Annotated in this window: 19 protein-coding genes; 6 read left to right on the top strand and 13 right to left on the bottom strand. The window is 68.4% G+C overall.

The genetic code is table 11. From position 1 onward, the window contains the following. Nucleotides 1–401 precede the first annotated feature (401 nt). Together tyrS and DWV11_RS15725 are read right to left on the bottom strand one after the other, a co-directional pair. Nucleotides 402–1,712, bottom strand: coding sequence for a tyrosine--tRNA ligase (gene tyrS, locus DWV11_RS15730; RefSeq protein WP_115789862.1), 1,311 nt, complete (start codon nt 1,710–1,712; stop codon nt 402–404). Nucleotides 1,713–1,769: 57 nt separating this feature from the next. After that, nucleotides 1,770–3,998, bottom strand: coding sequence for a HelD family protein (locus DWV11_RS15725; protein WP_115789861.1), 2,229 nt, complete (start codon nt 3,996–3,998; stop codon nt 1,770–1,772). A 158-nt stretch (nt 3,999–4,156) separates the two neighbouring features. Between DWV11_RS15725 and DWV11_RS15720 the strand changes: the two genes are divergently transcribed. Further along, nucleotides 4,157–4,789, top strand: coding sequence for a GNAT family N-acetyltransferase (locus DWV11_RS15720; RefSeq protein WP_115789860.1), 633 nt, complete (start codon nt 4,157–4,159; stop codon nt 4,787–4,789). Here DWV11_RS15720 and DWV11_RS15715 read toward each other — a convergent pair. Then, entirely contained in the window at nt 4,786–5,451 is a 666-nt protein-coding gene (locus DWV11_RS15715; RefSeq protein WP_115789859.1) for a DNA-3-methyladenine glycosylase, read from the bottom strand. The two genes, DWV11_RS15720 and DWV11_RS15715, sit on opposite strands and share 4 nt — an antisense overlap. 79 nt (nt 5,452–5,530) lie before the next feature. On the opposite strand from DWV11_RS15715, the gene DWV11_RS15710 reads away from it, so the two are divergent. Beyond that, a complete protein-coding gene (locus DWV11_RS15710) occupies nt 5,531–7,207 on the top strand; it encodes a DNA-3-methyladenine glycosylase 2 family protein (RefSeq protein WP_115789858.1) in 1,677 nt (558 codons plus the stop codon). Here DWV11_RS15710 and DWV11_RS15705 read toward each other — a convergent pair. The 9 genes from DWV11_RS15705 to argC form a co-directional block, all read right to left on the bottom strand. Beyond that, nucleotides 7,113–7,850, bottom strand: coding sequence for a maleylpyruvate isomerase family mycothiol-dependent enzyme (locus tag DWV11_RS15705; RefSeq protein WP_115789857.1), 738 nt, complete (start codon nt 7,848–7,850; stop codon nt 7,113–7,115). The two genes, DWV11_RS15710 and DWV11_RS15705, sit on opposite strands and share 95 nt — an antisense overlap. An 88-nt stretch (nt 7,851–7,938) precedes the next feature. Then, nucleotides 7,939–9,354, bottom strand: coding sequence for an argininosuccinate lyase (argH, locus tag DWV11_RS15700; protein ID WP_115789856.1), 1,416 nt, complete (start codon nt 9,352–9,354; stop codon nt 7,939–7,941). Nucleotides 9,355–9,356: 2 nt separating this feature from the next. Beyond that, nucleotides 9,357–10,562: an argininosuccinate synthase gene (locus tag DWV11_RS15695; protein ID WP_115789855.1), complete on the bottom strand. Its 1,206-nt coding sequence runs from the start codon at nt 10,560–10,562 to the stop codon at nt 9,357–9,359. A 138-nt stretch (nt 10,563–10,700) separates the two neighbouring features. Continuing rightward, the gene (locus DWV11_RS15690; protein ID WP_115789854.1) at nt 10,701–11,231 is read right to left on the bottom strand and encodes an arginine repressor; all 531 of its coding nucleotides are present in this window, start codon (nt 11,229–11,231) and stop codon (nt 10,701–10,703) included. Further along, nucleotides 11,231–12,229 (bottom strand): ornithine carbamoyltransferase, encoded by a 999-nt coding sequence (gene argF, locus DWV11_RS15685; protein ID WP_115789853.1) that lies wholly within the window; start codon nt 12,227–12,229, stop codon nt 11,231–11,233. Before argF ends, DWV11_RS15690 begins: the two co-directional genes overlap by 1 nt. Further along, entirely contained in the window at nt 12,226–13,500 is a 1,275-nt protein-coding gene (locus DWV11_RS15680) for an acetylornithine transaminase (RefSeq protein WP_115789852.1), read from the bottom strand. Before DWV11_RS15680 ends, argF begins: the two co-directional genes overlap by 4 nt. Then, a complete protein-coding gene (gene argB / locus DWV11_RS15675) occupies nt 13,497–14,447 on the bottom strand; it encodes an acetylglutamate kinase (protein ID WP_115789851.1) in 951 nt (316 codons plus the stop codon). The genes DWV11_RS15680 and argB overlap by 4 nt, the downstream gene beginning before the upstream one ends. Before the next feature lie 12 nt (nt 14,448–14,459). Further along, entirely contained in the window at nt 14,460–15,626 is a 1,167-nt protein-coding gene (argJ, locus tag DWV11_RS15670) for a bifunctional glutamate N-acetyltransferase/amino-acid acetyltransferase ArgJ (protein WP_115789850.1), read from the bottom strand. Then, nucleotides 15,623–16,654: an N-acetyl-gamma-glutamyl-phosphate reductase gene (gene argC, locus DWV11_RS15665; RefSeq protein ID WP_115789849.1), complete on the bottom strand. Its 1,032-nt coding sequence runs from the start codon at nt 16,652–16,654 to the stop codon at nt 15,623–15,625. Before argC ends, argJ begins: the two co-directional genes overlap by 4 nt. A 192-nt stretch (nt 16,655–16,846) precedes the next feature. On the opposite strand from argC, the gene DWV11_RS15660 reads away from it, so the two are divergent. The 4 genes from DWV11_RS15660 to DWV11_RS15645 all read left to right on the top strand — a co-directional run bounded on the left by DWV11_RS15660 (nt 16,847) and on the right by DWV11_RS15645 (nt 24,440). Next, a complete protein-coding gene (locus tag DWV11_RS15660) occupies nt 16,847–17,935 on the top strand; it encodes a fatty acid desaturase family protein (protein ID WP_115789848.1) in 1,089 nt (362 codons plus the stop codon). A 122-nt stretch (nt 17,936–18,057) separates the two neighbouring features. Further along, the gene (locus DWV11_RS15655) at nt 18,058–19,023 is read left to right on the top strand and encodes a quinone oxidoreductase family protein (RefSeq protein WP_115789847.1); all 966 of its coding nucleotides are present in this window, start codon (nt 18,058–18,060) and stop codon (nt 19,021–19,023) included. Between the two features lie 21 nt (nt 19,024–19,044). Continuing rightward, a complete protein-coding gene (locus tag DWV11_RS15650; protein WP_115789846.1) occupies nt 19,045–23,046 on the top strand; it encodes a Pls/PosA family non-ribosomal peptide synthetase in 4,002 nt (1,333 codons plus the stop codon). A 32-nt stretch (nt 23,047–23,078) separates the two neighbouring features. Next, nucleotides 23,079–24,440, top strand: a complete 1,362-nt coding sequence (locus DWV11_RS15645; RefSeq protein WP_115789845.1) for a M1 family metallopeptidase — start codon at nt 23,079–23,081, stop codon at nt 24,438–24,440. A 17-nt stretch (nt 24,441–24,457) separates the two neighbouring features. Here the strand turns inward: DWV11_RS15645 and DWV11_RS15640 are convergent, their stop codons facing one another. Further along, nucleotides 24,458–25,168 (bottom strand): 4'-phosphopantetheinyl transferase family protein, encoded by a 711-nt coding sequence (locus tag DWV11_RS15640; protein ID WP_245953711.1) that lies wholly within the window; start codon nt 25,166–25,168, stop codon nt 24,458–24,460. Nucleotides 25,169–25,197 lie beyond the last annotated feature (29 nt).

The raw sequence follows: 25,197 nt of genomic DNA, 5'->3' as shown, positions 1-25,197 counted from the left end.
TGATGCAGCCCGGCAAATCCAACCAATTCAATAAAAATCGGTATCAACAAACTTGGCACACTATTGAGTTCTCAAACAACAGAAGCAATTCGAATACTCTTCGGAATCTTCATTCCGGTTTTCTTCGCTGCGATGTTTCAATCTTATTTCATCCGATTTCACTTTGCAAATCCGGGAATTTCTCCCGAATTCACTTTCGCGAATCAGATTCCCCACCAAGAGACTCCAAATAATCCGATTTCCTGGCACTTGCCGGAGGCGGATTTTTCAGAATCAATGGGTGGCTGCTGCCCCTCAGTGGTGGCAACCCAACAAACACTACACGCCTCCCCGCGGCTGCGCAAGTCAGCTGCGGAAAGGCGTGCAGTCGTCCGGTCAAGAACACACCGGCGGGCGCGGAATCAGGCGTTTACTTCCACGGTGGCCAGGTTCTTCTTGCCCCGGCGGAGCAGGAGGTAGCGGCCATGGAGCAGTTCGTCTTGCGCGATGACGGCGTCGGGGTCGGTCACTTTGGCGTTGTTGACGTAGGCGCCGCCCTCCCCCACGGTGCGACGGGCGGCGGACTTGCTGTCGGAAAGGCCGGAGGCGACGAGCAGGTCGATGATGCCCAGGCCGCCGGCGTCGATCTTTGCCGAAGGGAGTTCAGCGGTGGCGGCAGCAAGGGTTGCTTCGTCCAGGACGCTGAGGTCTCCGTTGCCGAAGACCGCGGCGGAGGCGGCGATGACCTTCTCGGTCGCTTCGACACCGTGCACCAGGGAGGTGACTTCGTAGGCGAGCTTCCGCTGGCCTTCGCGGGCGAAAGGACGCTCGGCGACGGACTTCTCCAGCTCTTCGATTTCGGCGCGGCTGAGGAAGGTGAAGACCTTGAGGCGGTCCACGACGTCGGCGTCCGCGGTGTTCAGCCAGAACTGGTAGAACGCGTACGGGCTGCACATGGCTGCGTCGAGCCAGATGGCGTTGCCTTCGCTCTTGCCGAACTTGGTGCCGTCGGCGTTGGTAATCAGGGGGGTGCCCAGGGCGTGCACGCTCTTGCCATCCACCTTGCGGATCAGTTCGGTGCCGCTGGTCAGGTTGCCCCACTGGTCCGAGCCGCCCGTCTGCAGCACGCAGCCGTAGTCGCGGTTGAGCTGGAGGTAGTCCATGCCCTGCAGGATCTGGTAGCTGAACTCGGTGTAGCTGATGCCCTCCTCGGAGCTCAGGCGGGAGGCGACGGCGTCCTTGCGCAACATCGTGCTGACACGGAAGTGCTTGCCGATTTCGCGCAGGAAGTCGATGGCGCTCAGCGGCGCGGTCCAGTCCAGGTTGTTGACCATGCGGGCCGCGTTGTCGCCCTCGAAGCTGAGGAAGCGGCGGACCTGTGCCTGCAGGTAGCCGACCCATTCGGCCACAGTGTCCTTCGTGTTCAGGGTACGTTCCGCCGTCGGACGCGGGTCACCGATAAGGCCGGTGGAACCGCCCACCAGACCGAGCGGCTTGTGGCCGGCGAGCTGCAGGCGGCGCATGACCAGGAGCTGCACGAGGTTGCCCAGGTGCAGGGACGGCGCAGTCGGGTCGAAGCCACAGTAATAGGTGATCGGGTCTCCGGCGAGCAGCTTTTCCAGTTCCGCCTCATCGGTGGAAACGTGGACAAGGCCGCGCCATTTGAGCTCCTGCCAGATGTTGGCGAAGCCCGGGTCGTTGTGCTGGGACTCGAGGCTGTTTACGTGTGACACGAGTTCTAAGTTAGCAGGATTGCGGGCGCTTCCCCGCCGTGGAGACTGCGGCGGACGTCAGCGTTCGATTCCGGTCGGCAGCGGCGCCGAGGTGATGAGCCGCAGGCGCTGCGTCGGACGGGTCATGGCGACGTACAGGTCCCCGACCTTCCCGTGCTCGTGGTTGAGCATGTCGGCCGGTTCCAGAACCACGACACCGTCGAATTCCAGGCCCTTGGCTTCCTTCGGGCTGATCACCACGATGTCCTGTTCGTAGCTGCCGGCACCGCTTCCCACGCGGTGGCCGTAGGCGCCGCGCAGGGCTGTGGCAGCCGCGGGCAGCAGGGCGCCATCGGCGATCACGGCGAGCAGGCCGCCGTCGAGCACGTCCAGTTCCCCGGGGAGCACCTCGAGCAGGCGGGAGACGATCGCCTCCTCCGCCACCCGGTCCACGAGCGGGTTCCAGCGTCCTTCCCGGACGGCCTTGGGCGCCGAGACGACCAGGCCGGCCCGGTTGGCCATGCGCACGGCGGCTTCGGCGATCTGCGAGGGCGTGCGGTAGTTGACCGTGAGCTCTTCGAGCTGCCAGCGGTCACCGAACGACGGCGCGAGGGCGCTGTGCCAGGAATTGGCACCGGCCGCGGCGCTGGTCTGGGCGATGTCGCCGACGATCGTGAAGGACTTCAGCGGGCAGCGGCGGACCAGGAGGCGCCACTGCATGGGCGAAAGTTCCTGGGCTTCATCGACCACGATGTGCCCGAAGGCCCACGTGCGGTCGCTGACGGCGCGTTCGGCGGCGGTAAGGCGCGTTTCGCGTTCCTGGTTCTGTTCGGCCAGTTCCTCGGCGGTCATGAGGACGTTGACGCCCATGGCTTCCATGTTCGCCAGGGTCTGCTTGGCATTGGCGAGATCGCGGGCGCGGTCCTGTTCCTGCTGGGCCAGGCCCCGTCCGGCAGCGGCGTCCAGTTCACCGAGGAGTTCGGCCGCTTCATCGAGCAGCGGGACGTCGGCTTCGGTCCACGGGGCGTCGGCCGGGCGGAGCAGCAGGGCGCGCTGTTCCGGGCTGAGGTCCGGGGTGCAGGCCTCCAGGATGGCCGGCTTGCTGAAGAGTTCGGAGATCAGCTTCTCCGGCGTCATCGGCATCCAGCACAGGTTCAGGGCGATGCGGACGTCCCGGGCGGTGCGGACGTCCTCGGCCAGGTAGGCGCGGTCGGCGTTGTTGCCGAGGTTGGCCGCCTCCACCATGTCCGTGAGCTGCTCAGTGAGTTCGCGGAGCAGGATCTTCACGAAGGTCACGCGGGCCTCGTTGTGCGGCTTGCCGGTGGCGCGGGCCCGTTCGCGGGCGCGCTTGACCTGCCTGACCGTGAGCTTGAGCTTGCGGGAATCGACCTCGAGGAAGCGGTCTTCGGCAGGGGTGCGCTGGCGGTTCGCGACGGCGTTCGCGACGACCGCGGCCATGTCCAGGCTGCCCTTGAGGGAGGCGACGGCCGGGTCCTCTTCGGGGACGGCGCTGATGCCGGGCATGAGCTTGCCGAGGCTGGTCATGACGACACCGGTCTCGCCGAGGGACGGCAGTACGCGTTCGATGTAATGCATGAAGGACGACGACGGGCCTACCAGGAGCACGCCGGCGGACTTCAGCCGATCCCGGTGGGTGTACAGCAGATAGGCGGCGCGGTGCAGCGCGACGGCGGTCTTGCCGGTTCCGGGGCCGCCTTGGACCACCAGCGCTCCGGACATGGCCGAGCGGATGATGCGGTCCTGTTCGGCCTGGATGGTTCCCACGATGTCCGACATGCGCCCGGTGCGCTTGGAGTTCAGGGCTGCCAGCAACGCGCCCTCCCCCTGCATGGATTCGCTGCCGTCCAGCATGGCGGTGTCCAGGACGTCGTCCTCGATCGCCTTGACCTCGCGGCCCTGCAGGATCAGGTGCCGGCGGCGGCGGACGCCCTGCCGGTCGAAGGCGGTGGCCTGGTAGAAGTGTCCGGCCTCGGGGGCACGCCAGTCGACCATGAGCCGCTGCAGGTCCGGCGTGGACAGGCCGATGCGGCCGATGTATTGCGCTTCGCCGGAATCGAGGTCGAGGCGTCCGAAGACGAGGCGTTCGTCGACGGCGTCGAGCTGGGCCAGGCGGTCCTCGTACAGGGCCGCGAAGGCATCGCGTTCGGAGACATTCTGCATGGTGCCCACCGCGCCGGCGCGGCGGACTTGTGCCAGCTGGCTCCGTTTCTCTTCCCGCAGTTCGTCCAGCCGTGCATAGAGCCCGGCCACGTACTCGCGTTCGTGGAGCAAATCAGCGTCGTGCATCGAAACGTTCCCCTATGTGAAATGACGGACCGTCCATTCTACAGCGCTTTTCCGCAACGCGTGTGAAACGCTCCACCCGCCGGGGTGTCACGAGAAATTCACGTTCCGATAACCTCTGCTGCATTCCCGGCGGCCGCCACTGGTGCTTAGATGCTGCAATGCAGCACGATGTGGCTCTTGGCCGGCACGGAATCAGCCTGGTTCCGCTCGTCCCCGCGCATGCCCGCGCACTCTTTGACTTCGTCGACGCCGGAATGTGGTCCGGCATGGCGGCCAGTCAACCGCTGAGCTCCGGGGAGCTCGAAGCGCTTTTCGCCTCCCGCATCGCCGACCCCGCGGTGATCGCCTTCGCCGTGGTGGAACAACGGACTGGTGCCCTGCTGGGCACCACCTCGCTCTGCGACTATGATCCGCGCCAGCAGCGCCTGGAAATCGGCGGGACGTTCTACGGGCGCCCGTTCTGGGGAAGCCACGTCAATCCGGCCGCCAAGCAGCTGTTGCTGTCCTACGCCTTCGACGTCCTGGGCGTGCACCGGGTGGGGTTCCGCTGCGATGCCCGGAACGCCCGCAGCGCCGGGGCGATCCGGCGGCTGGGCGCCAGCTACGAGGGCACGTTGCGCGGGCACCGTTTCGCGCCCGACGGCGGCCGCTGCGACACCGACGTGTATTCGATCCTGAGCCACGAATGGCCGCCGCTCCGCGACGCCTTGCTGGACCGGCTGATGCCTTTCGAGCACCCGGCAGAGCCGGCGCCGGTGCCGGCCACCGGTTCCTGCCTGCTGGCCGGTTAAGGGTCCTTGCGGGCTGTTTTCCGGACTTTGCGCACCGCCGGCTTGTATTTGGAAACGGTCGGGTCCCCGGCGAGCCAGAACCGCCAGGGATAGCGGTGGGTCCCGCCGTCGCCGGCAACCCCCACCCGTGGCCCGCTTGCGAGCAGTTCCGGCGGGACCGGCGTCGCGGGCAGCAGCAGCCCGTACGGCTCAGCCAGCGCGTCCGCGCCGCTGTCCGCCGTCGTCAGCCCGAGGACGGTGGCCAGGCGGGCGGGACCGCTGGCGAGGTCCAGGTCCGAACGCGACGCCGGACGGCGGCTGCGGGCGAGTTCCAGCCCCTCGACCACCTCGCCGGCGCGCAGCAGCAGGGCGGACGCGACGCCGTCGGGCCCGCACACGATGTTGGAGCAGTAATGCATGCCGTACGTGAAATACACGTACAGGTGTCCGGCCGGGCCGAACATCGGCGCATTCCGCGGAGTCCGGCCGCGGAATGTGTGCGAGCCGGGATCCGGGTGGTGGGAGTCGTGCGGGCCAAGGTAGGCCTCCACCTCGGTCAGGCGCACGGAGACCGTACCCTGGCCTGAGCGGTGGCTGAGCACCGCACCAAGCATCCACGGAGCCACCTCGCGTGGATCCGCGGACAGCATCTCCCTGATGCCGGGAGCCTCCTGGCCGGTCATGTGCCGACCCTAACAGAGCCGCCGCGGCAATGTCCGATTTCCGCTAGGAAGCCGGCCTGCGGGCTGGCAGCATGGAGCCATGGACTTCTGGCAGCGCTACCGGGCCATCGATGCGCGCGACACCCGCTTCGACGGCCAGTTCGTCACCGCTGTACGTACTACCGGCATCTACTGCAGGCCTTCGTGCCCGGCACGCACGCCCAAGGCCTCCAACGTGACCTTCTTCGAGACCTCGGCCGCGGCGCACGAAGCCGGGTACCGGGCGTGCAAACGCTGCCTGCCGGAAGCCGTGCCCGGGACGCCGGCCTGGAACCTGCGCTCCGACGTAGCGGGCCGGGCGATGCGGCTGATCAACGACGGCGTGGTGTCCCGCTCCGGCGTCGAGGGACTGGCCAGGCAACTGGGCTACTCGGCCCGGCAGGTGAACCGGATCCTCAGCGAAGAGCTCGGCGCCGGGCCGCTCTCCCTGGCACGGGCAAGCCGTGCGCAGACGGCCAGGACCCTGCTGGTGTCCACGGACATGCTGCTCTCCGACGTCGCGTTCGCGGCGGGTTTCAACAGTGTCCGCCAGTTCAACGACACCATCAGCGAAGTCTTCGCGCTGACGCCAAGCGCCCTGCGCGCCACGGCCCGGCCTGCGGAGCGGGGCCCTGATCACCGGGGCGGTCCGGGGAAGGCCCCAGCCGTCGCGGCCCTGACGGTGAAACTTCCCTTCCGCGAGCCGTTCGATCCCGGGATCTTCGGGTTCCTGGCCGTCCGCGCCGTGCCCGGAATCGAGCACGCGGAAGTCAGCGGTGGCGGCGTGTACAGCTATGCGCGCACCCTGCGGCTCCCGCGTTCGGCCGCCCGTTTCCGGGTGGAGTTCGACGCCGGCAGCCCTGATGCCGGCCCGGCCTCCCGCACGCTGACCCTCTCGTGCAGCAGCCTCGACCTGCACGACCTGCCTGTCCTGTTGAGCCGCGTCCGCCGGCTGTTCGACCTTGACGCCGACCCGGTGGCCGTGGACGAGGTGCTGGGCCGCGATCCGCGGTTCGGCACCTCGGTACGGCAAACGCCCGGCATCCGGCTGCCGGGGGCCGTGGACCCCGCGGAGCTCCTGATCCGGGCGATGATCGGCCAGCAGATCACCGTGGCGGCCGCCAGGACGGCGCTGACACGCCTGGCGGCGGCGGGCACCGTGCTTCCGGAAGGGACTGTGCTTCCGGAAGGAACTGTTCTTCCGGAACCCGACGGGCTTGACCGTTTGTTCCCGACGCCGGAGCAGATTGCAGACTCCGGGTCGGAGCTGCTGCGCGGGCCGGGCCGCCGTATCGACTCCGTGCTCGCGGCGGTCCGGGCAATGTCTTCCGGGGAGCTGGACTTCGGCTACGGCGACGACCACCGGACGCTCGCTGCGAAGCTCCTGCCGCTGCCCGGCGTCGGACCCTGGACGGTGGGCTACGTGGCGATGCGGGTGCCCGGCGAACCGGACGTACTGTTGTCAAACGACGCCGCGGTCCGGAACGGGCTGAAGGCCCTGCCGGCCGCGGCCGGGATGCCGGCGGATTTCGGCAACGTGAGCCCCTGGCGGTCCTACGCCACCATGCACCTGTGGCGGGCGGCGGCTGCCTCGAAGCCGTCGCGGTCGGCTTCGAGGCAGGCCGTTGCTTCGGGGCAGGCTGTTACTTCGGGGCAGGCGCGCCGGATGGCCACGGCAGCAGCTCCGGCAACTCCACGCCGTCGGCCGCTTCAGTCGCCCGCAGGCTCCCCAGCGTAGGCGTACGGCCGGCCAGCCACGCCGCGATGTCGGTGATCATGCCGTTCACGGCGATGGAGCGGACGCCGGAACCGAGGGTCAGTTGCGGCAGCGCCAGCGGCTGCAGGACCAGTTTGATGCCTTGCGGGACGCGGGCCCCGAGGAAGCGGAAGAGGTGTTCGCAGAAGGGCCGGCTCCAGGTTTCGGGACCGAAGCCGGTGCCGAGGTCGCCGGTGTGGATGGTGAGTTCGCGCCACAGGGCCAGGCCGCCGTCGAACACTGTTCCGTCGCGGTAGCTGATGGGCGCGGACCAGCCGGTGTCGTCGAGGGCGTCGAAAGCTGCCAGAACCCGCGTGAGGGCGGCGTCCACCGCGGCGTGGTGCTGGGCGGCGTCGTGACCGGCGGCCAGGTCAATGGCGCGGTTCCTGCCCTCGTAGCCGCCGTCGTACAGCTCGACGGTCTCGCCGCGGGCGGCGTACTCCAGTTGGCGGGCCATCGCCTTGGCGATGCCGGCGAGGTGGGCCAGCACGTGGCCACGGCTCCAGCCGGGCAATTCGGAGGGGGCGGCGACGGCGGAGTCGTCCAGCGTGGCGACGACGGATGCGGCGGTGGCGGCAGCTTTGTGGAGCTCGGCCAAGAGTGCCTGCGGAGTGATCTCGGTCATGCGGCCATGGTATCGGAAGAGTTAAGGCGCGTTAACGCAAAACCGGGGCGGCGCTCCAGTTCACTGGAACGCCGCCCCGTCCGGCACGTCAGCCCGCGTAGGAGCGGGCTCCCTGAAGTTCGGCCTCGAGGGCCTGCAACTGCCGTTCGACGGCGGCCGGGGCCGTGCCGCCCTGGGAGTTGCGGCTGTTGAGTGAACCCTCGGTCGACAGGACCGTGCGGACCTCGGGCGTCAGGTGCTCCGAAATCGCGGCGTATTCCTCATCCGTCAGGTCCCAGAGCTCAACGTCGCGGCTTTCGGCCTGCTTGACGGCGGCGCCGGAGAGCTCGTGCGCCTCGCGGAACGGCACGCCCTGGCGGACCAGCCATTCGGCAATGTCCGTGGCCAGCGCGAAGCCCTGCGGAGCCAGGGACTCCATCCGTTCGCTGTTGAACTTCAGCGTGGCGATCATGCCGGACACGGCCGGGAGCAGCAGTTCCAGGGTGTCGGCGGCGTCGAACACCGGCTCCTTGTCTTCCTGCAGGTCGCGGTTGTACGCGAGGGGCAGGCCCTTGAGCGTTGCCAGCAGGCCGGACAGGTTGCCGATGAGGCGCCCGGCCTTGCCGCGTGCGAGCTCGGCGACATCCGGGTTCTTCTTCTGCGGCATGATCGAGGACCCCGTGGAGTACGAATCGTGCAGCGTAACGAAGGAGAACTCCTTGGTGGCCCACAGGATGACTTCCTCGGAGATCCGGGACAGGTCCACGCCGATCATGGAGCAGATCCAGGCGAACTCGGCGAAGACATCGCGGGAAGCGGTGCCGTCGATCGAGTTGTGCACGGCCGAGTAGAAACCCAGGTCCGCGGCGACGGCCTCGGGATCCAGGCCCAGGGAGGATCCGGCCAGGGCGCCGGAGCCGTAGGGCGAGACGCCGGCCCGCTTGTCCCAGTCCTGCAGCCGCTGCACATCGCGCAGCAGTGCCCAGGCGTGGGCCAGCAGGTGGTGGCTCAGGAGCACCGGCTGGGCGTGCTGCAGGTGGGTGCGGCCCGGCATGGCCACACCGTGATGGGCCTTGGCCTGCTCCACGAGCGCGTCCACGGTGTCCAGCACGCCGCGCGCGATCAGCCGGGCGTGGTCACGCAGGAACATGCGGCCGAGGGTGGCCACCTGGTCGTTGCGGGAACGGCCCGCGCGCAGCTTGCCGCCGAGCTGGGTGCCGGCGCGCTCGATGAGACCGCGTTCCAGGGAGCCGTGCACGTCCTCGTCCGATTCGGCCGGCAGGTAGGCGCCGCTGGCGACGTCCGCGTCCAGCTGGGTGAGAGCCGCGAGCATGCCTTCGAGTTCGGCGGCGTCCAACAGGCCGGCCTTGTGGAGCACCCGGGCGTGCGCCTTGGAGCCGGCGATGTCATAGCGGGCCAGCCGCCAGTCGAAATGCGTGGACTTGCTCAGCGCGGCGAGGGCATCCGCGGGACCGCCGGCGAAGCGGCCGCCCCACAGGGCGCCTTCATTGGTGGCGCTTGTCATGTTCAGGCTCCGGCGACGCGCTGGTCGCGGCTGGAGGCAACCTTGGAGGACATGCCCCACAGCTCGATGAACCCGCGGGCCATCGACTGGTCGAAGGTGTCGCCGGTGTCGTAGGTGGCCAGCGAGAAGTCGTACAGCGAGGTGTCCGAGCGGCGGCCGTTGACGATGGCCTGGCCGCCGTGCAGCACCATGCGGATGTCGCCGGAGACGTACTTCTGGGTGTCGTCGATGAAGGCGTCCAGGGAGCGCTTGAGCGGGGAGAACCACTGGCCGTCGTAGACCAGTTCGGACCAGCGCTGGCCGACGGTGGCCTTGAAACGGGCCTGCTCACGCTCGATGGTGACGTCCTCGAGGTGCTTGTGGGCGGTGATCAGCGCCATGGCACCCGGGGCTTCGTAGATTTCGCGGGACTTGATGCCGACGAGGCGGTCCTCGACGACATCGATGCGGCCCACGCCCTGGGCGCCGGCGCGGCGGTTCAGTTCCTGGATGGCCTGCAGCGGGGTGACCTTGACGCCGTCGATCGCTACCGGGATGCCGGCGTCGAAGGAGATGGTGACCTCATCCGGGGCCGGCGGGAATTCCGGGGTGGCGGTGTAGTCGTAAATGTCCTTGGTGGGGGCGTTCCAGATGTCTTCGAGGTAGCCGGTTTCGACGGCGCGGCCCCAGACGTTCTGGTCGATCGAGTACGGGTTCTTCTTGGTGGTCTCGATCGGCAGTCCCTTTTCCTCGGCGAAGGCGATGGCCTTGTCGCGGGTCAGGGCAAGGTCGCGGACCGGGGCGATGCACTTCAGGTCCGGGCCCAGGGTCTGGATGCCGACTTCGAAGCGGACCTGGTCGTTGCCCTTGCCAGTGCAGCCGTGGGCCACGGTGGTGGCGCCGAATTCGCGGGCCGCCTTGACCAGGTGCTTGACGATGACCGGGCGGGAGATCGCCGAGACCAGCGGGTAGTGGCCCTGGTAGAGGGCGTTGGCCTTCAGCGTGGGCATGGCGTATTCGTTGGCGAACTCGTCGCGGGCATCGGCCACGTAGGCTTCAACGGCGCCGCAGCCCAGCGCACGCTGGCGGATGGTCTCCAGGGACTCGCCACCCTGTCCGACGTCGACGGCGACGGCGATGACCTCGGCCCCGGTGGCTTCACCGATCCAGCCGATGGCTACGGACGTATCGAGGCCACCGGAGTAGGCCAGAACAATGCGCTCAGTCACGAGAGTGCTCCTTTGGGACAGATCAGGTTGATTGTGAATGACTATACAGTGTTATGCGTATTTATACATATCGGCCCAACTGACTCGCAGTTATGGTCGTTGTGAGGGCCCACAACGACGTCAGACATCAACTGTGAGCTAGTTGGGGTTCGACTCCGCCATCGCCAGGAACCGGGCCGCCAGCGCCTCGCCGCCCTGGGGGTCCCGGGCCACGAGCAGCACGGTATCGTCCCCGGCAATTGTGCCCAGAATCGAGGGCATCACGGAATGGTCGATGGCCAAGGCCAGGAAATTGGCAGCGCCGGGCGGCGTCCTGAGGACCACCAGGTTGGCCGAGGCTTCAGCGGTGACCAGGAGTTCGCCGCAGAGTTTCTCCAGCCGGGCGTCCAGGATTTCCTGGCCGACGCCGCTGGTGGCCGCCCGGTCCCCGCCCTCCCCCGGCACGGCATAGACCAGCACGCCTTCGCTGCCGCGTACGCGCACGGCACCGATTTCCACGAGGTCCCGGGACAGGGTGGCCTGGGTGACCTGCACGCCGTCGTCGGCCAAGCGGGCGGCGAGCTCGGCCTGCGAGCGGACGCTCCCGCCGCGCAGGATCGCGGTGATCCGCGCCTGCCGGGCGGTCTTGGTGGCGGGGCTGCTGCCCGGCGTCGGCTGGTTGATGGACACTAGAACGTGCTCTCGCCGGTTCCTTCGACAGGGGCAAGACCGTCGACGAAGGCAAGCCCGGAGCGGTGCATCAGCCAGGCCATGAGTGCCTTCTGGGCGTGCAGGCGGTTTTCGGCCTCGTCCCATACGATCGACTGCGGCCCGTCGATGACGCCCGCGGAGATCTCGTAGCCGCGGTAGGCCGGCAGGCAATGCAGCACGACGGCGTCCGGTGCCGCCTGTGCCATGGCGGCCTCGTCCACGGAGTAGTCGCGGAACAGCTGGAGGCGGGCTTCCTTCTCGGCTTCCTGGCCCATGGACACCCAGGTGTCGGTGGCGACGACGTCGGCACCCTTGAGGGCCTCGGTGGCGTCCGTGGTGATGAGCACTGAGCCACCGGTTTCGGCGGCGCGCGCCTCGGCGGCCGCCACGATGTCCGCGGCGGGCAGGTAGCCTTCCGGGCCGCTGATCCGCACGTGCATGCCCGCGGTGACGCCGGCCAGCAAGTAGGAGTTGGCCATGTTGTTGGCGGCGTCGCCGAGGTATGCCATGGTGAGTCCGGCCAGCTTGCCCTTGTGTTCCTTCACTGTCAGGAGGTCGGCGAGCAGCTGGCAGGGGTGGTAGTCGTCGCAGAGCGCGTTGATGACCGGCACCTTGGAGTTTTCGGCCATGGCCACCAGCCCGGCGTGGGCCCCCGTGCGCCAGACGATCGTGTGGACCATGCGTTCGAGGACCTTGGCAGTGTCCTCGACGGACTCCTTGTGGCCGATCTGGGCCTCGCCCGGGTTGATGATGAGGGCGGTGCCGCCCATGTCCGCCACGCCGGTGGCGAAGGAAACGCGGGTACGGGTGGAGGTCTTGTCGAAGATGACGGCGACCGTCTTGCGGCCGTTGCCTTCAGCCGCATAGGGCTGCACGCTGTACGGCGCGGCCTTCATCCGGGCGGCGAGTTCGAGCACCTCAGCCTGTTCTGCCGGGCTGAGGTCCGTGTCCTTGAGGAAGTGGCGGGTAGTGGTCACTGGGATTCCTTCGCGGTCTGGATCAGTTGAGGCAGGGCGGCCAGGAAGAGGCCGGCCTGTTCTGTGCTCAGGATGAGCGGCGGTGCCAGGCGGATAGTGCGCGGGCCGGGGCTGTTGACGATGAATCCGGCGTCGAGTCCGGCCTGCACGACGGCGGGTGCGACGTCGGCGTCCAGGTCGAAGCCGATCAGCAGGCCTTCGCCGCGGACTTCCGTGACGCCGTCGATCTTGGCCAGTCCTTCGCGCAGGAAGGCACCGACGGTGCGCACGTTCTCCAGCACGCCCTGGTTTTCGATCGCGTGCAGGGTTGCGAGCGCGGCGGCCGTGGCCACCGGGTTGCCGCCGAACGTGGTGCCGTGCTGGCCGGCGGACAGGAGCGACGACGTCGCCTCGCCGAAAGTGATGAGGGCGCCCACCGGGAAGCCTCCGCCCAGGCCCTTGGCCAGGGTGATGGCGTCCGGGACGATTCCGGCGTCTTCGCTGGCGAGCCACTTGCCGGTGCGGCCGATGCCGGTCTGCACCTCGTCCAGGATCAGCAGAGCCCCGGCCGCCGTGCAGGCTTCACGGGCGGCCTGCAGGTATTCCGTGCTGAGCGGGCGCACGCCCGCCTCGCCCTGGATCGGTTCGAGGAAGACGGCCGCCGTGGAATCGTCGACGGCGGCGCGCAGGGCCTCGATGTCGCCGAACGGGATGTGGACCACGCCGCCGGGCAGCGGTTCGAACGGGGTCCGGTAGGCCTCCTTGGCCGTCAGCGCCAGGGCACCCATGGTGCGGCCGTGGAAGGCGCCCTCGAGGGCGATGATCTTGGTCCGGTTGCCGCTGCTGTTGCGGCGGGCCAGCTTGAAGGCGGCCTCGTTGGCTTCGGTGCCCGAGTTGGCAAAGAACACCTTGGACCCGACCGGCGCCTTGGTCAAAGCCAGCAGCTTTTCGGCGAGCGCGATCTGCGTGGGGCTGGTGAAGAAGTTGGAGACGTGGCCCAGGGTGGCCAGCTGACTGGCAATCACCGAGGTGACGAAGGGGTGCGCGTGGCCCATGGCGTTGACGGCGATGCCGCCCAGCAGGTCAAGGTATTCCTTGCCGTCGGCGTCCCACACGAGGCAGCCGGCGCCGCGCACCAGCACCCGCTGCGGGGTGCCAAAGACACCCATCAGAGACGAAGAGTAGCGGGACAGCCACTCAGCGCCGCTGCCCTGGCCCGCGATTTCACTGGCGGAGGTTTCCTTGGCGACGGTTTCCTTGCTTTCGACGAGCTCTGCGTCGGGGTGGCTCATTGTGCGCTCTCTTCTTCGTCGGGGACGACCTGCGTTCCGATGCCCGCGGTCGTGAAAGTCTCCAGCAGCATGGAGTGGGGCAGGCGGCCGTCCACGATGTGCGCGCGTTCCACGCCGTCGTCGATCGCCTTCAGGCAGGCCGCCATCTTCGGGATCATGCCGGACTCCAGGCCGGGCAGCATCTCCCGCAGTTCCGAGGCGGTCAGCGAGGAGATCAGCGAGGACTTGTCCGGCCAGTTGGCGTACAGGCCTTCGACGTCGGTCAGGATCACCAGCTTGGAGGCACCCAGCGCGGAGGCGACGGCGGCCGCGGCAGTGTCAGCGTTGACGTTCAGCACCTGCCCGGTGGTCTGCCAGGAACCCGCGCCGCCGTCGTCGGTGATTTCCGGGGCGACCGTGGAGATCACCGGGATGCGCCCGGCGTCGAGGATGTCCCGGATGCCTGCGGGGTCCACGCCCACCACTTCGCCCACCAGGCCGAGGTCCACTTCCTCGCCGTCCACCACGGTGCCGGTGCGGACGGCGCGCAACAGCCCGCCGTCTTCGCCGGACATGCCGACGGCGTACGGACCGTGCGAGTTGATCAGGCCCACCAGTTCGCGCCCCACCTGGCCGGTGAGGACCATGCGGACCACGTCCATGGCCTCGGGCGTGGTGACGCGCAGCCCGCCCTTGAACTCGGATTCGATGCCGAGCCGGCCCAGCATGGAGTTGATCTGCGGGCCGCCGCCATGCACCACCACGGGGTGGATTCCCACGTGATGGAGGAACACGATGTCCTCGGCGAAGGCGCGGCGCAGCTCCTCGTTGACCATGGCGTTGCCGCCGTACTTGATGACCATGGTGGTTCCGGCGAAGCGCTGGATCCAGGGCAATGCCTCGATCAGGGTGGCGGCTTTGTCCTGGGCGGCGGCCATGGAGGTGGTCTCGCGGGTGTGGGCGTTCACGGGCTCTCCTGCCTAGCTCGAGTAGGCGCTGTTCTCGTGCACGTATTCGTGCGTGAGGTCGTTGGTCCAGATGGTCGCTTCGGCGTCGCCGGACTGCAGGTCGATCTCCACGCGCACTTCGCGGGGTTCGAGGTCCACGAGGTTGCGGTCTTCGCCGATGCCTCCGTTGCGGCAGATCTGCACGCCGTTGATGGCGACGTTGAGCTGGTCCGCTTCGAAGACGGCGTCCGTGGTGCCGACCGCGGAAAGGACACGGCCCCAGTTGGGGTCCTTGCCGAAGATCGCGGTCTTGAAGAGGTTGGAGCGGGCCACGGCGCGGCTGACCACTTCGGCGTCGCGTTCGCTGGCGGCATTGAAGGTGCGGATGGCGATGTCGTGGCTGGCGCCCTCGGCGTCGCCGATCAGCTTGCGGGCCAGTTCGGCGCACACCTGGGTGAGGCCGGTGGCGAGTTCCTCGGCGGACGGAACGGCGTCGGAGGCGCCGGAGGCCAGCAGCACCACCGTGTCGTTGGTGGACATGCAGCCGTCCGAGTCCGCGCGGTCGAAGGTGACTCGCGTGGCGTCGCGCAGGACGACGTCGAGCAGTTCCGCCGGAACCTGGGCATCGGTGGTGAGCACCACGAGCATGGTGGCCAGGCCCGGGGCGAGCATGCCGGCGCCCTTGGCGATGCCGCCGATGGTGAATTCACGGCCTGCGGCGTCAGTGCCGGTAAACACGGCCTCCTTGGAGACGGTGTCGGTGGTCATGATCGCGGTGGCGGCAGCGGGGCCGCCGTCTTCGGACAGTTCCGCGGCGGCGGCCTCGACGCCGGGCAGGATCTTGTCCATGGGCAGCTGTTCGCCGATGAGGCCGGTGGAACAGACCACGACGTCGGAGGCGGAAGTGCCGAGCAGGTCGGCGACCTTCTCAGCGGTGGCGTGGGTGTTCTGGAAGCCCTGCGGGCCGGTGCAGGCATTGGCGCCGCCCGAGTTCAGGACGACGGCGTCCACGCGGCCGTCAGAAACCACCTGGCGCGACCAGTGCACGGGGGCGGCGGCAACGCGGTTGGAAGTGAAGACGGCGGCGGCGGCCTTGAGCGGGCCGTCGTTGACCACAAGGGCCAGGTCCGGGTTGCCGGACGCCTTGAGTCCGGCCGTGACGCCGGCGGCACGGAATCCCTTGGATGCGGTGATCGTCACGGTGCGACTCCTTGCAGGTTCAGGCCGGCGCTTTCGTCCAGGCCGAGGGCGATGTTCATGGACTGCACGGCTCCGCCGGCGGTTCCCTTGGTGAGGTTGTCGATGGCGCTGGTGACGATCACACGGCCCGTGTGGTCGTCGAAGGCCAGTTGCATGACGGCGTGGTTGGAGCCCTGCACCGACTTGGTGGTGGGCCACTGGCCCTCGGGCAGCAGGTGGACGAAGGGCTCGTCGTCGTAGGCTTCGGCCCAGGCCTGGCGGAGCTCCGCGGCGGTGGTGCCGGGCTTTGCCTTGGCGGTGGCGGTGGTAAGGATGCCGCGGCTCATCGGGGCGAGGGTGGGCGTGAAGGACACCGTGACCTGCTCCCCTGCCGCATTGGACAGGCCCTGTTCGATTTCGGGAGTGTGGCGGTGCCCGCCGCCTACGCCGTAGGGGCTCATGGATCCCATGATTTCGGAGCCGATGAGGTTGACCTTGGCGGCCTTTCCGGCACCGGAGGTTCCGGAGGCCGAAACGATCACGACGTCGTCCGGCAGCAGGAGCTTGTTGGCGAAACCTGGCGTGAGGGCGAGCAGGGCCGAGGTCGGGTAGCAGCCGGGGACGGCGATGCGCTTGGCGCCCTTGAGCTTCTCCCGCTGGCCGGGCAGTTCCGGGAGGCCGTAGGGCCAGGTCCCGGCATGGGCGGAACCGTAGAACTTTTCCCAAGCGGCGGGATCCTCGAGGCGGTGGTCCGCTCCGGCGTCGATCACCAGGGTTCCTTCGGGCAATTGGGCCGCGATTTCCGCCGAGGCGCCATGCGGCAGGGCAAGGAACACGACGTCGTGGCCGGAAAGGTTCTCCACCGACGTGTCTTCGAGAATCCGGCTCGCCAGGCCATGGAGATGCGGCTGCAACTCCCCTAGTCTGGAACCGGCGTTGCTGTGCGCTGTGATGGCGCCGATGGTGACGTCGGGGTGGCCCGCCAGGATGCGCAGCACCTCCCCGCCGGCGTAACCGCTGGCCCCGGAAACGGCAACAGAAATAGTCATGGCACCACTGTACAGCAAAACTATGCACGGTTGCCGATATTTATGCATGCCTGAATCCTTGGGTCCGTCCACGTCCGCATGCCGGGCGGGACCTTGCGCGCGGAGCGTATGCTGGATGAAGGGTGATCCAGACCGTGCAGTCCGAACGTCGGATGCAGCGTTGCCCGTTAGCGATACGGGGCACAAGCACATATGTCACCCACATCCACCGCTGAGCGCCCGAAAACACGCGCCATCCAGCCCAACCCCATGGTCCGCAGCTATTCCGAGCTGCTCAAGAGCGTCCGCGCCGCAGGCCTGCTGGAACGCCGCCGCGGTTTCTACATCTGGCTCTTCGCAGGACTCATGGCCCTCATGTCCGCCACATGGCTGGGATTCGCCCTGATCGGCGATTCCTGGTTCCAGCTCCTCATCGCAGCCGCAATCGGCATCTTCTGCACCCAGTTGAGCTTCCTGGCGCACGAAGCGGGCCACAAGCAGATCTTCGCTTCCCGCAAGGCCAACGACTGGTCCGCACGGCTCCTGGCCACCGGCGTCGCAGGGATCAGCTTCTCCTGGTGGGAGCAGAAGCACGGCGCCCACCACAACCACCCCAATGTGATCTCCAAGGATCCGGACATCAAGAACAACGCATTGGTGTTCTACAGGGAAGCTGCGGCGGCCCGCAAGGGACGCTTCGCCTTCCTGACCCGCAAGCAGGGCTGGTTCTTTTTCCCTTTGCTCGGCCTGTTGGGAATCAGCCTGCAGTTTGACTCTTTGCGCTTTGTCCTCGGTCGCGGCACCGTCCGGCACCGCTGGGTGGAAGCGCCGATCCTGCTGACCCGCCTCCTCGCCCTTCCGGTACTTGCGTTCGCCTTCCTGCCCCTGGGCATGGCCTTTGCCTTCCTCGGGGTCCAGATCGTGGTGTACGGCTTCTACATGGGTGCCTCCTTCGCACCGAACCACAAGGGCATGCCCGTGCTGCCGGCGGACAGCCGGGTGGACTTCCTGAGCCGTCAGGTCCTGACCTCACGGAACATTTCCGGCGGCCCGTTCATGGACTTCCTGCTGGGCGGGCTGAACCGTCAGGTGGAGCACCACCTCTTCCCGGACATGGCCCGCCCGCAACTTCACCGCGCTGCGGCAATCGTGCGGAACTTCTGCGCCACCCATTCCATTCCCTACACCGAGACCAGCCTCATGCAGTCCTATGGAATCGTGGTCCGCTACCTCAACGACGTAGGGCTGTCCGCGGGCCGCGGTTTCGATTGTCCGGTGGCTTCGGTGCACGGCCGGCGCTGAGCCGCCTGCGGCTGACAGGGACTCCGCCGGCGGCACGCCTGATAGGCATGTTCCCAGCGTCCCTCCCTAGGATGGTTGAGTGGACCGGGCGCGGAACGACCTGCCCGGAGCAAAGGAGAGCCATGACGCACGCCATCATCGCCCGGCAACCCGGAGGACCCGAAGTACTCGAATACCGAGAGGCGGAAATGCCGGTTCCGGGGGCGGGACAGCTCCTGGTCAAGGTCGCCGCCACCGGCGTCAACTTCGTCGAAACCTACCAGCGCAGCGGCCTTTACAAGGTGGCGTTCCCCTTCGTGCCGGGCTCCGAATGCTCCGGAACCGTGGAAGCCGTGGGCGACGACGTCGAACTTTTCAGCGTCGGGGACCGCGTGGCCACGGCGGAAGGCGCCCGCAGCTACGCCGGGTACACGCTCATCGACGAACAGAAGGCACTGCCCGTTCCGGACAGCGTCGACGATTTCACGGCAGCAGCCCTCCCGCTGCAGGGCATAACCGCGCATTTCCTCATGAACTCCTCCTTCCGGGTGGAGCCCGGCCAGACGGTGCTCGCGCATGCCGGTGCGGGCGGCGTGGGCCTCCTCCTGACCCAGTTGCTCAAGGCCCGCGGGGCCCGGGTGATCACCACCGTGTCCACCGACGAGAAGGAAACGCTCTCCCGCGAGGCGGGGGCCGACGTCGTGCTCCGCTACGACGGGTTCGCACGGAAAGTCCGCGAACTGACCGACGGCGAAGGCGTGCACGCGGTGTTCGACGGCGTCGGCAAGGACACGTTCGACGCCTCGCTGGAGAGCCTGCGGGTCCGCGGTTCGATGGTCCTGTACGGCGCCGCGTCCGGCCCTGTTCCGCCGGTCGACCCGATGCGGCTTCACGCCGGCGGCTCCCTCAGCCTCACCCGTCCCACCGTAGGCCACTTCCTGCAGAACGCGCAGGAACGCCACTGGCGCTCGGCCGAGATCTTCGACGCCGCCGCCAAAGGCTCGCTCAAGGTCCGGATCGGCGCCCGCTACCCGTTGCCCGAGGCAGCCCAGGCGCACCGCGACCTCGAAGGCCGCAAGACCACCGGCAAGGTCCTGCTGGTTCCTTGAGTTCCCGCGGGCCCGCTGAATATGACGGCCCGGTTACACGGACACGCCCTGTGTCCCCGTTTGTTCATTTTCATAGGCAAAGATCTTGAAGTGACACAGGAGCAATTCATCGGGGCCCCGGTCCCGGGCATCACGGGTGGCGCCTTCCTGGCGCAGCTTCCCGGCGCCGCAGCACCCCCGCAGCGCACGCTGGTGGACATCCTTGAGGACACCGCGCGCCGTTTCCCCGAGGCCTCGGCACTGGACGACGGCAACAAATCGCTCAGTTACGCCGAACTTCTCAATGCGGTCCGCGCCTTCGGCCGGACCCTGCACGGCCGCGGCCTGGGCGCCGGCGACAGGGTCGGCGTCCGGATCCCGTCCGGCCGCAACGAACTGTACGTGGCGATCCTCGGCATCCTGGCGGTGGGCGCCGCGTACGTGCCGGTGGACGCCGACGACCCCGAGGAACGCGCCTCCCTTGTCTTCGGGGAGGCCGGTGTTGCCGGCATCGTGACCGGCGGCCTTGCCGTAGCAGTCTTCGGCGAGCGCCCGGCACCCTTCCCCGCACCCCGGAAACCCGGCCTGGACGACGACTCCTGGATCATCTTCACCTCAGGCTCCACCGGCACCCCCAAGGGCGTTGCCGTGCAGCACCGTTCCTCGGCCGCCTTCGTTGACGCCGAGGCACGGCTGTTCCTGCAAGGGGAACCGATCGGCACGCAGGACCGGGTGCTCGCAGGCCTGTCCGTGGCCTTCGACGCCTCGTGCGAGGAAATGTGGCTGGCCTGGCGGCACGGCGCCTGCCTGGTCCCGGCCCCGCGGGCCCTGGTACGTTCCGGCATGGACCTCGGACCGTGGCTCATCAACCACGGCATATCGGTGGTGTCCACCGTGCCCACCTTGGCGGCCCTGTGGCCTGCCGAAGCCCTAGAGAACGTCAGGCTGTTGATCTTCGGCGGCGAAACCTGCCCGCCGGAACTGGCCGAACGCCTGGCCGTGGACGGCCGCGAGGTCTGGAACACCTACGGGCCCACCGAGGCGACCGTCGTTGCCTGCGCCGCCGCGCTGGGCGGCCCCGGCCCCGTCCGGATCGGGCTGCCGCTGGACGGCTGGGACCTCGCCGTCGTCGATCCTTCCGGTGTCCCGGTGCCGGAAGGCGAAACCGGCGAACTGATCATCGGCGGCGTCGGGCTGGCCCGCTACCTGGATCCGGCCAAGGACGCCGAAAAGTACGCGCCAATGCCATCCTTGGGCTGGGTCCGCGCTTACCGTTCCGGCGACCTGGTGCGCTACGAGCGCGCTGGACTGATCTTCCAGGGCCGTGCCGACGAACAGGTAAAACTGGGCGGCCGCCGGATCGAACTCGGCGAGGTGGACGCCGCACTGCAGGCGCTGCCGGGCATCGCGGGAGCTGCCGCCGCCGTACGCACGACGGCGGCCGGGAACCAGATCCTGGTGGGTTACCTCGTTCCCGCAGAGGCGGTGGAGCCTGACCTGGCAGCGGCCCGCACCCTGCTGGCGGAGAGCCTTCCGGCGGCCTTGGTTCCGTTGCTGGCGGTGGTGGACTCCCTGCCGACCAAGACCAGCGGCAAGGTGAACCGTCATGCCCTTCCCTGGCCGCTGCCGGGCGCCGTGGCCGGCGACGCGGAGAAGGCACCGCTGAACCTTCCCGACGATGCCGCCTGGATCGTGGAACAGTGGGAGTCCGTCCTCGGCTCCCCCGTGACCTCCCTGGACGCCGACTTCTTCGCCTACGGCGGCGGCTCCCTCGCCGCGGCCCAGCTCGTCTCGGCCCTGCGCGTCCGCTACCCCACCATCACGGTGGCGGAAATCTACGCGACGCCGCGCGTCGGCGCCCTCATCGAAGCGGCCCGGCAGTCACTGCCCGACGGCGGCACGCCGGCCGCCGCCGTCGAACGCCCCGTGCGTCCCACCGCGCCGAAGTCGCAGCTGTTCCAGACGCTGATGGGCATCGTCCTGAACATCCTCACAGGCATGCGCTGGCTGACCTACCTGATGGCCGGCAACCGGCTGCTGGCCGATTTTGCAGGCTTCACCGCGGCCCCCGTGGTGTCGTGGTGGTGGATCCTCGCGTCCTGGCTGGTGTTCGTCAGCCCGCTGGGACGGATGGCGATCGCCGTCGGGGCGGCCCGGATCCTGCTGCGCGGACTCAAGCCCGGCAGCTACCCTCGCGCAGGAAAGGTGCACCTGCGGCTGTGGCTGGCCGAACAGGTCCAGGACCTGGCCGGCGCCGTCAGCCTGGCAAGCGCCCCCTGGGTTCCCTATTACGCCCGGGCCCTGGGCGCGAAGATCGGCAACAACGTACACCTGCATTCGGTGCCCCCGGTTACCGGCCTGCTGACCTTGGGCAGCGGCAGCAACATCGAACCGGAGGTGGACCTCTCCGGTTGGTGGGTCGACGGCGATTCGGTGCACATCGGCGAAATCCACGTCGGTCCCGGCGCCACGGTCGGCGCCCGGAGCACGCTCATGCCCGGCACCCGCATCGGCGCCGGTGCGCGCGTGGAGGCAGGGTCCGCGGTGCTCGGCAAGGTCAAGGCCGGCCACCTGGTGGCCGGCTCGCCGGCTGAACGCCTCGGCAAGGCGAAGAACGAGTGGCCCGAAGCCCCGGCCATCTCCGGTTTCGTCCGGCATTCCTGGTTCGCGGCATTCGCCGGTGCCTCCGCGCTGCTCGCCCTGATCCCCTATGCATCGGCGTTCGCCGGTGCCCTGGTGGTGCTTGCCTTCGTCCGCGGCGAGTCCTCGCTGCAGTCGGCCCTGCCCGAGCTGCTGCTTTCCGTGCCCTTCGCGGCGCTGGCCTGGTTCCTGTGCAACATGCTGCTGATCCTGGCGGCAACACGCCTGCTCGGCCTGGGCCTCAAGGAGGGCTACTACCGGGTCCACAGCCGGGCCGGCTGGCAGGTTTGGGCCACGGAACGGGTACTGGACATGGCGCGGGACCTGCTGTTCCCGATCTACGCCAGCCTCTTCACTCCGCTGTGGCTGCGCCTGCTCGGGGCCACGGTGGGCCGGAACGTCGAAGCGTCCACCGTGCTGCTCCTGCCGAAGATGACGACCATCGGCGACGGCGCGTTCCTGGCCGATGACACTATGGTGGCCTCCTATGAACTGGGCGGCGGCTGGATCAAGATCGCCCCGGCCAAGATCGGCAAGCGTTCCTTCCTCGGCAACTCCGGCATGACCGCCGCCGGCCGCAGCGTGCCCAAGAACTCGCTGGTGGCGGTGCTGTCCGCCACCCCGGCGAAGGCGAAGTCCGGCACCTCGTGGCTGGGCAGCCCGCCGGTGCGCCTCCGGCGTACCGTGGTCGACGCCGACAAGAGCCTCACCTTCAACCCCTCGCTTTCCCTGAAGACCCGGCGCGGGCTGTGGGAACTCTGCCGCCTGCTGCCGGTCATGCTGACAGCGGGCATCGCCGTCGGGGTCATGCTGACGCTCGATTGGATCGCGTCCGGCACGTCCTACTGGGTGGCCGCCCTGCTGGGCGGGGTGGTTTTGCTGCTTGCCGGCGCCGCGGCCGCGCTCAGTTCCGTGGTGGCGAAATGGCTGCTGGTGGGCCGGATCACGTCGGGCGCACATCCGCTGTGGAGCCCGTTCATCTGGCGCAATGAGGTGGTGGACACCTTCATCGAAATGGTCAGTGCCCCCTGGTTTGCCCGCGCCGCCGCCGGGACGCCCGCGCTGGTGTGGTGGCTGCGCGGCCTCGGCGCGAAAATCGGCCGCGGCACCTGGTGCGAGAGCTACTGGCTTCCCGAAGCAGACCTGGTGCGCCTGGGCAGGAGTTCCACCGTTAACCGGGGCTGCGTGGTGCAGACCCACCTGTTCCACGACCGCATCATGGCTATCGACACCGTGGTCCTCGAGGACGGCGCCACCATGGGCCCGCACGGCGTCATCCTGCCCCAGGCCAGCATCGGCAACGGCGGAACCGTGGGACCGGCGTCGTTGGTCATGCGCGGCGAGGCCGTCCCGGCGGGGACTTACTGGATGGGCAACCCGGTCAGCCCCTGGGCGGGTCCGTAAACTGCTGGCCGTGCGGCCGGTAGCGTAGCACCATGACCCGTAACGAGACAGCACCCGGTACCGCGGCGGACCGCTACACCCTGCAGCACGGCAGCCTGGATTTCAGGGTGGAACGCTACGAACTCGACCTGGACTATGCCCTCGGCAGCAACTGGCTCAGCGGACGCGCGGTGCTGCGCTGCGTTGCCCTGAAGGACGCGCAGCAGATCGTGCTCGACCTGGTGGGCTTCAAAGCCGCCAAGGTGCTGGTGGACGGGAAGAAGCCGCCCAAGTTCGGCTCCCGGGGCGAGCACCTGGTCATCACTCCCAAGGATCCCCTGAAGGCACGGCAATCCTTCACCGTGGAGGTGCGCTACGAGGGCAACCCACGCCCACGCCGGGGCCTGTGGGGCGAGGTCGGCTGGGAGGAACTGGACGACGGCGTGCTGGTCGCCGGGCAGCCGAACGGCGCAGCGTCCTGGTTCCCCTGCAACGACCACCCGCGGCACAAATCCAGCTACCTGATCAGCGTCACCACGGACGACAACTACCGGGTCGTCTGCAACGGGCGCCTCATTTCCCACAGCCGCAAGTCCAGCCGCGAAACCTGGGTGTACGAACAGCTCGATCCGATGCCGACATACCTGGCCACGGTGCAGATCGGCCGCTACGAACTGCTGCCGCTGTCCCCTGAGGCGGAGGCGCTGCACCATGCGGACGCGCCCCGGCCGGCCGCCGTCCCGCAGTACCTCGCAGCCACCCCGCTCATGGCGGCCATTGCCCGCGAAGGCCTCGCCCGGCAACGCCACATGATGCGCACCTTCGTGGACTGTTTCGGCCCCTACCCCTTCCAGGAATACACGGCAGTGGTCACCGAGGACGAGCTCGAGATCCCCCTGGAGGCCCAGACGCTCTCGATCTTCGGCCGCAACCACCTGGGGCAGGAGTGGGAATCCCAGCGGCTGATCGCGCATGAACTGTCGCACCAGTGGTTCGGGAACTCGCTGACCGTGTCCAGTTGGAAGGACATCTGGCTGCACGAAGGTTTCGCCTGCTACGCGGAGTGGATCTGGTCCGAAGAGGCCCGGGTAATGCCGCTGGCCGAGCGGGCGGCGGCGGCACACCGGAAGCTCGCCGGCGAAGCCCAGGACCTGCTGGTGGGCGATCCCGGGCCAAGGCTCATGTTTGACGACCGCGTCTACAAGCGCGGCGCCCTGGCCCTGCACGCGGTGCGGACGGCCTGCGGTGACGAGGCGTTCTTCGGCCTGCTCCGCCGCTGGACGGCCGACTTCAAGCACGGTTCGGTGTCCACGGAGCAGTTCGTGGCCACGGCGGACAGCTGCGTGCCCGGACTGGACTGCGCGGCCATCCTGGAGCCTTGGCTCTACCGCAAGGCCCTGCCGCCGCTCCCCTGAGGCGTCCGCTTGGGGGCTTAGCAGAGGGCGACGGCGGCAAGCAGGTTTCCGGGCACCGGAGCCGCCAGTTCGACTCCGCGGTCCGTTCCATCGAGTGCGGGATCGGACAGGCCCGGTAGTTCCAACACGTCCACCGTGGCCGGGTCCCGTCGGAGGCCTTCGCCGCTGCGCTTCAGCCAGGCCTCCTTCCGTGCCCACAGCCGCGCCCGGCCCCGGTTCCGTTCCCTTTCGGGCAGGCCCTGCACCCAGCGTTGTTCGCGGGCGCCCAGCGCCACGGCGTCGAAACCGGCTGCGCCGGAACCTGTTGGGCCGGAACCTGTTGGGCCGAAATCAGCGAGCCGGCCACAGTCCTCCAGGTCCACGCCCAGTGCCAGGCCCGGTTCCGGGTGCACGACGCCGGCCAGCAGCACCCAGCCGGCCGCCCGCGAGGCGCTGAGCAACAGCGGTGCGGGGGCGCCGTCGAGCAGGAAGGAAGGCCTGCCGTGGCTGGCCGCCGGCCCGCAGTGCGGGCAGTCGTAGCGGGGCGTCAGCCGCGCCGGATCGACGTCCAGGAGGCGGCCAGCGAACAGGATCAGGGCGGTCCGCCCGGCGAGGAATTCGGCCCGGTCCCGACCGTGCGCGTAGGCGGCTGCCCGCTCCCCCGCGGCGCCGCGCAGCACCGAAGCCATGACGGCGGAAGGCGCCGCCACGGCGTCGAGCACTTCAAGGCGCAGGGCTGCAGTGGCCACGGCTTCCTCCTCCCGTTCGCGCGTTTCCC

It is taken from the genome of Arthrobacter silvisoli, assembly GCF_003369445.1.
Classification (GTDB): domain Bacteria; phylum Actinomycetota; class Actinomycetes; order Actinomycetales; family Micrococcaceae; genus Arthrobacter; species Arthrobacter silvisoli.
The sequence above is the reverse complement of the archived record's forward strand: the minus strand, read 5'-3'. Positions and strand labels throughout refer to the sequence as shown.